The sequence below is a fragment of the Pseudomonas sp. GD04058 genome, from assembly GCF_029836855.1.
GTDB lineage: Bacteria > Pseudomonadota > Gammaproteobacteria > Pseudomonadales > Pseudomonadaceae > Aquipseudomonas > Aquipseudomonas bharatica.
In genome coordinates, this window is record NZ_JAOECN010000033.1 from 57,067 (window position 1) to 63,862 (window position 6,796).

The 6,796-nt window shown below is 62.8% G+C and carries 6 protein-coding genes and 1 pseudogene; 1 reads left to right on the top strand and 6 read right to left on the bottom strand.

Going from position 1 to position 6,796, the window contains the following annotated elements:
- Positions 1 to 10: 10 nt before the first annotated feature.
- Positions 11 to 1,329: pseudogene (locus tag N7650_RS22155) on the bottom strand (C4-dicarboxylate transporter DctA).
- 220 nt (positions 1,330 to 1,549) lie between these two features.
- A complete protein-coding gene (locus tag N7650_RS22160) occupies positions 1,550 to 1,864 on the bottom strand; it encodes a helix-turn-helix transcriptional regulator (RefSeq protein ID WP_009397077.1) in 315 nt (104 codons plus the stop codon).
- A 242-nt stretch (positions 1,865 to 2,106) separates the two neighbouring features.
- Between N7650_RS22160 and N7650_RS22165 the strand changes: the two genes are divergently transcribed.
- On the top strand, positions 2,107 to 3,810 hold the full coding sequence (locus N7650_RS22165; RefSeq protein WP_037059582.1) for a GGDEF and EAL domain-containing protein: 1,704 nt from the start codon (positions 2,107 to 2,109) through the stop codon (positions 3,808 to 3,810).
- A gap of 236 nt (positions 3,811 to 4,046) precedes the next feature.
- On the opposite strand, the gene N7650_RS22170 is transcribed toward N7650_RS22165, so the two are convergent.
- The 4 genes from N7650_RS22170 to N7650_RS22185 all read right to left on the bottom strand — a co-directional run.
- Positions 4,047 to 4,541, bottom strand: a complete 495-nt coding sequence (locus N7650_RS22170; protein WP_009403806.1) for an Lrp/AsnC family transcriptional regulator — start codon at positions 4,539 to 4,541, stop codon at positions 4,047 to 4,049.
- 12 nt (positions 4,542 to 4,553) lie between these two features.
- Entirely contained in the window at positions 4,554 to 5,378 is an 825-nt protein-coding gene (locus tag N7650_RS22175; protein WP_279900040.1) for an ATP-binding cassette domain-containing protein, read from the bottom strand.
- A 3-nt stretch (positions 5,379 to 5,381) separates the two neighbouring features.
- Complete coding sequence (locus N7650_RS22180) at positions 5,382 to 6,095, bottom strand: ABC transporter permease (protein WP_279900041.1); 714 nt, start codon at positions 6,093 to 6,095, stop codon at positions 5,382 to 5,384.
- On the bottom strand, positions 6,092 to 6,796 hold a 705-nt coding region (locus tag N7650_RS22185; RefSeq protein ID WP_279900042.1), incomplete at its 5' end, for an ABC transporter permease. The genes N7650_RS22185 and N7650_RS22180, both read right to left, overlap by 4 nt.

The following is a 6,796-nucleotide window of genomic DNA, read 5'->3' on the forward strand; positions in this document are numbered from 1 at the left end:
GCTCCAGGAACTATCGGTCATGCTTCAGAATTCTTGCTGGTGAGCCGTCTTGCGCGGCTGGAAGCTGTAGCCCTGCTTGCCGTCGAGGACGTTGTGGGCGCGATCCAGGTCGATGTCCTTCTCCCAGCGGGCAATCGCCACGGTGGCCACGCAGTTGCCGATCAGGTTGGTCAGCGCGCGTCCGATGCCCATGAACCAGTCCACCGCCAGCACCAGTACCAGGCCCACCACCGGTATCGCCGGGATCGCGGTGAGGGTCGCGGCGAGAATCACCAGCGCCGAGCCAGGGATGCCGTGGGCACCCTTGGAGGTCACCAGCGACACCAGGAGGATGGTCAGCAGGTCGGTCATCGCCAACGGCGTGCCGGTGGCATTGGCAATGAAGACGATGGCCAGGGTCAGGTAGATGGAGAAACCGTCGAGATTGAACGAGTAGCCGGTTGGAATGACCAGGCCGACAGTGGAACTGCCGATGCCCAGGTGCTCGAGCTTGCGCATGATCTGCGGCAGCACGGCGTCGGACGAAGCGGTGCCGAGGACGATGGTGAGCTCTTCGCGCAGGTACTTGAGGAAGGGCAGCAGCTTGAGGCCGGACACGCGCATCACCACGCCAAGGATCAGCAGGACGAAGCCGGCGCAGGTCAGGTAGAACAGCGCTACCAGGCCGCCCAGGTGTTGCAGCGAGTCCAGACCGTACTTGCTGGTGGTGAAGGCGATGGCGCCGAATACGCCGATCGGTGCCAGGCGCACGATCATGCCCATGATGCGGAAGATCACATGGCTCAGCTCGTTGATCAGCCGCGAGATGCCCGAAGCCGATTCGCCCACCAGGTTCAGGGCGCTGCCGAACAGCACCGAGAACAGCAGGACCTGAAGGATGTTGTTATCGGCGAAGGCGCCGACCACCGAGGTGGGGATCAGGTCCATGAGGAACGCGGTGGTGCTATGGATATGCTGGCCGCGCTCGGCGAGGGCACCGGCATCGGTGGCCGAAAGCTGGTCCAGGTGGATGTTGGCGCCGCTGCCGATACCGGTGCTGAAGGCCAGCACCAGGCCCAGGACCAGGGCGATGGTGGTGAGGATTTCGAAATAGACCACCGATTTCAGGCCGATGCGCCCGACCTTCTTCAGGTCGCCGGCACCGGAAATGCCGCTGACCACCACGCAGAACACGATCAGGCCGATCAGCATCTTGATCAGTTTGATGAAGCCGTCACCGAGGGGCTTGAGTTGCAGGGAGAGGTCGGGGAAGCTCAGGCCGCAGGCGATGCCGAGCATCAGGCCGAGCACTACTTGGAGAAAGATCGAACGCGAGCACCATTTAAGCATGGGAGGGATCTCTGGTCGGTGTCCGGCTGCCAGGGGGAAGATGGCGCGTCGGACTTAATTATTGTGGTCTTACCGGTATGTCCAGTGCGCGGCCACTATACCCACCGATTTTTTGCTGGCGCAAGGGGGCAGGCGATAATTGGTTTTACCGGTCTGACCAGTAAAGGCGCATTGATATTGCATTTTCACGGTGCGAACCATTCCGTCGCGATGCCTGCCGTCAGTTGTCCGAGAGCGCCTGATCGACAGCGGCGATCAGTTTGCTCAGGTCTTGGCGCGGGGCTTTGTGGATGACACCGAACAGATAGGCGCGTTGTTCTTCTTCGCTATCGAGGTCGGTAAAGAAGGCGGTGAGTTTGACGCCCAGGATGCGGGCAAAAATGACAAGGGTTTCGACGCTGGGGGTGTAGGTGCCGGTTTCGAAGCGGCTTATGGTCTTGGGGTCGAACCCGGCTCTCTCCCCCAATTCCGCCTGGGTAAGCCCGGCCACCTTGCGATAGCGTCTGATGGCAGACCCCAAACTTGAAATTTCCATCGCTCAATTCCCTTTTAGAATCAAGAACTTAACGACAAATAATTTTAAAGGACAACCTCTGGTGCCATCACCTTGGATTGCAAAAGGTGATGCTTCTCGTAGAATTTGCTCCCTGGACAGGTTTTCCCGCAGCGGGCTTCGGTGAGAACAACCCGTGTATTTCTGCGGCTCATGGAGCTTTATCGTGCGTTCCAAGTTGCCAATCACTGCCGCGCAGCAGACGTCCTATGTCGGGGTGGCCCATGGGTGAGGGCTACCGTACTGCCGTGGACGCCGCGGCGATCTTCTCCGAGACCGACCTCGACGGGCGTATCACCTACGTCAACGAGCAGTTCTGTGCCATTTCCGGCTACAGCCGGGAAGAGCTGCTGGGCGCCGACCACCGTATCCTCAAGTCCGGCCAGCATGGCCCTGAGGTGTTCAGGGACATGTGGCGGGCCCTGACCGCCGGCGAGGTGTGGAAGGGCGAGCTATGCAACCGGGCCAAGGACGGTTCGCTGTTCTGGGTCGACAGCACCATCGTGCCGCTGTTCGACCGCGACACTGGCGAGCTGCGCAAATACGCCTCGATCCGCTTCGATGTCACGCACAAGCGGCAGATGCTGCACAGCCTGGAATGGCGGGTCGGGCATGACCCGCTGACCGGCCTGCCCAACCGTTCCTGCATCGGCGAACTGCTCGAAGCAACGCTGCAGCGTGCGCGCATGGCGAAAACCTCGCTGGCGGTGTGCATGCTCGATCTCGACGGTTTCAAGGCGGTCAACGATAGCTACGGCCATGACAGCGGCGACCTGCTGCTGGTGGAGGTGGCACGGCGCCTGAAGCGTTTCCTCGATCCAGGCGATGCCCTGGCGCGGTTGTCCGGCGACGAGTTCGTGCTGATCCTCGGTGACCGTCACGGGCCACCCTGCCTGCAGGACAGCCTTGACCGAATCCTCCGTACCCTGGCCGAGCCCTGCATGATCCGCGGGCGCTCCATCAGCGTCAGCGCCAGCATCGGCGTCACCCGCTTCCCCCATGACGACGACGATGCCGACACCCTGCTGCGCCACGCCGACCAGGCCATGTACCTGGCCAAGCAACGCGGGCGCAATCGCTACCACCTGTTCGACGTCTCGCTGGACAAGGAGGTCAAGGCCACCCACCAAACCGTCGAGGAGGTGCGTCATGCCCTGCATCATGGCGACCTGTCGCTGCACTACCAGCCCAAGGTCAACATGCGCAGTGGCACGGTGGTCGGGTTCGAGGCGCTGCTGCGCTGGCACCATCCGCTGCGCGGGGTGGTACCGCCGGGGGATTTCCTGCCGTTGGTAGAGCGTACCGACCTGATCGTCGACATCGGCGAGTGGGTGATCGATCGCGCCCTGGCGCAGATGCAGCAATGGCAGGCGCAGGGCTGCCACTGGCCGGTGAGCGTGAACATCGCAGCGCGGCATTTCCAGCGCGATGATTTCGTCGTGCGCCTGCAGCGCCTGCTAGCACGGCATGCCTCGGTGGCGCCGCAGATGCTCGACCTGGAGATCGTCGAATCGGTGGCGATCGAGAATCTCCAGCGGGTCAGCGATTGCCTGCAGGCCTGCCAGCGCCTCGGCGTGCGCTTCTCGCTGGACGATTTCGGCACCGGCTATTCGTCGCTCAGTTATCTCAAGCGGCTGCCGACCCAGACCATGAAGATCGACAAATCCTTTATCCAGGACATCCTGCATGACCAGGACGACCTGGCCCTGACCCGTGCGGTGATCGGCCTGGCCCGGGAGTTCGACCGGCAGGTGATTGCCGAAGGCGTGGAGACCGTGGCCCATGGCGAATTGCTGATGGACCTGGGCTGCGACATCGCCCAGGGCTACGGCATTGCCCGACCGATGCCGGCGTGGCAGGTGGTGGAATGGGTGGAGGGGTACCGGCAGCCGCAGGAGTGGCAGGTCAAGGCTCTCGGGGCGCAGTGATGCTGATGGCCCTATCGCTGGCAAGCCAGCTCCCACAGGGATCGCGTACACCGCAGAACCTGTGGGAGCTGGCTTGCCAGCGATAGGGCCGGTACAGGCACCACAAAATCTACAGCTGTGGCGCAGTGTTCTTGGCCACCGTCAGCTCCCACAGGTACTGCACAAGTTTCAAGATCTGTGCTGAACCTGTGGGAGCTGGCTTGCCAGCGATAGGGCCGGTACAGGCACTACAAGATCTACAGCTGTGGCGCAGTGTTCTTGACCACCGCCAGCTCCGGATGCGCCACCAGCTTGTCGATATGCAATTCGTCGTTGTTCATCCAGGTCTCGGTCAGCACCCGGTAATGCTCCATGTCGCGGCAGCGCATGCGCAGGCTGTAGTCGAAGTGCCCGCTGATCAACTGGCAGTCGAAGACCTGTGGACAGGCCCTGACACAGGCTTCGAAGGCCTTCTGCGCCGAACGCCCGCTCTGGTTCGACAACGCCACCAGCACCAGCAACGACAACCCCGGCGAAACCATCTGCACGTCGATGATCGCCCCGTAGCCGCGAATCACCCCGCGTCGCTCCAGCTTGCGCACCCGCTCCAGGCAGGGCCGGGGCGTCAGGTGCACCAGGGTCGAGAGCTTTTCGTAGGTGATCCGGCCGTTATGCCGCAATACATCGATGATCGCTTCGTCGATGCGGTCCAGCGGCGGGTTGGCATGGGTCGGGTTGGCCTTGGTATCCATGGTGGCGTTGTTTCACTTCAAGCGGTTGGAAAGAAATTGCTGCAGGCGCTCGCTTTGCGGCTGGTCGAGGATGCTCGCGCTTCCCTGTTCCTCGACGCGCCCCTGATGCAGGAACAGCACCTGGCTGGACACCTGGCGGGCAAAGCCCATCTCGTGGGTGACCATCAGCATGGTACGACCTTCCTCGGCCAGCGTCTGTATGACCTTTAGGACTTCTCCCACAAGCTCTGGATCAAGAGCTGACGTCGGTTCGTCGAACAGGATGATTTCAGGCTCCATCGCCAGGGCCCGGGCTATCGCCACCCTTTGCTGCTGGCCGCCGGAAAGGAAGGCCGGGTACTGGTCCGCGACCCGGGCGGGCAGGCCGACCTTGTCCAGGTAAGCGCGCGCCCGGGCCTCGGCTTCATGCCGGGTAATACCCAGCACCCGGCGCGGGGCGAGGGTGATGTTCTCCAGCACGGTCATATGGCTCCACAGGTTGAAATGCTGGAAGACCATGGCCAGGCGCGTGCGCAGGTTTTGTAGTTGCGCGGGATTCGGTCCTCGGCCCTGGCCCAGTTCGATGGTCTGGCCATCGAGGGTGATGGCGCCGGCTTCCGGTTGTTCGAGGAAGTTGATGCAGCGCAGCATGGTGCTCTTGCCCGAGCCGCTGGCGCCGATCAGGCTGATCACGTCGCCCTTGCGCGCCTGCAGCGAGACGCCCTTGAGCACCTGGTGATCGCCATAGCTTTTGTGCAGCGCGTCCACCGTCAGTTTGATCGCGGCGCTGTTCGCGGCAGCGCTCGGTTGAGCAGTGAAGTCGGGTTGGATCGACAAGGCGTGTGCGGAAGTGGTCATGGGTCAGCCTCGGGAAGGAACGAGAAAACGCATCCAGCGGCGTTCGGCCAGGCGCAACAGCCCGACCAGCGCAAAGGACAGCAGCATGTACAGCAGTGCGGCGATGCCGAAGGCCTGGAAGGTGAGGAAGGTCGCGGCATTGGCATCGCGGGCCACCTTGAGGATGTCGGCGATGGTCGCGGTGAAGGCCAGGGACGTGGCGTGCAGCATCAGGATCAGTTCGTTGCTGTAGGACGGCAGCGAACGGCGCAGGGCTGCCGGCAGGACTACGAACAGGTTCAGCTTCCAGCCATGCAGCCCGTAGGCCTGGGCCGCCTCGATCTCGCCATGGGGAATGTTGCGGATGGCCCCGGCGAAGATCTCCACGGTGTAGGCGCAGGTGTTCAGGACAAAGGCCAGCAGGGTGCAGTTCAGCGCGTTGCGGAAGAAGCGGTCGAGCATCTCGTGATCGCGCACCACCTCCAGGCCGTACAACCCGGTGTAGCAGATCAGCAACTGGATATAGAGCGGCGTGCCGCGGAACAGCCAGGTGTAGAACTCCACCGGCCAGCGCAGCCACGGCTTGCGCGAGACCCGCGCCAGGGCCAGCGGTAGCGAGAGGAAGAACCCGGCGACCATGGTGACGACGAACAGCCATAGGGTCATGGCCAGCCCGGAAAGCCCGGCGCCGTCGCTGTACAGGTAGGCCAGGCCATAGTCCTGGATCAGTTCGATCATGATGCGAGCCCCTTGATGCCGATGTTGTAGCGGCGCTCCAGACGCTTCATCAGGCGGTTGGAGAGGGTGGTGATGAGCAGGTAGACCAGCCCGGCGATGATCAGGAAGTACAGGACGTTATTGGTGCTCTTGCCGGCGTTCTGCGCGGCCTTGACCAGGTCGGCGAGGCCGATGATCGAGACCAGCGCGGTGGATTTGAGCAGCACCAGCCAGTTGTTGCCCAGGCCCGGCAGGGCGAAGCGCATCAGTTGCGGGAACAGCACCAGACGAAAACGCTGGGCGCGGCTCAGGCCGTAGGCGGTGGCCGCTTCCAGTTGCCCGGCAGGCACGCTGAGGATGGCGCCGCGGAAGTTCTCGGTGAAATAGGCGCCATAGATGAAGCCGAGGGTCAGGACGCCGGCGGCGAACGGGTCGATCTCGACGTAGCCCCAGCCCATCCACTCGGTGAAGTCGTTGAGCCAGATCTGGAAGGTGTAGAAGATCAGCAGGATCAGCACCAGGTCCGGGACGCTGCGGATCAGGGTGGTGTAGAGCGTCGCGGGAATGCGCAGCAGGCTCAGGGTGGAGAGCTTGGCGCTGGCGCCGATCAGGCCCAGCAGCAGGCTCAGGCCGAGGGACAGGAAGGCCAGTTTCAGGGTCATCCAGGTCCCTTGCGCCAAGAGCGGGCCGAAACCCTGCAGGCTGACAGAGTGAAGGAAGTC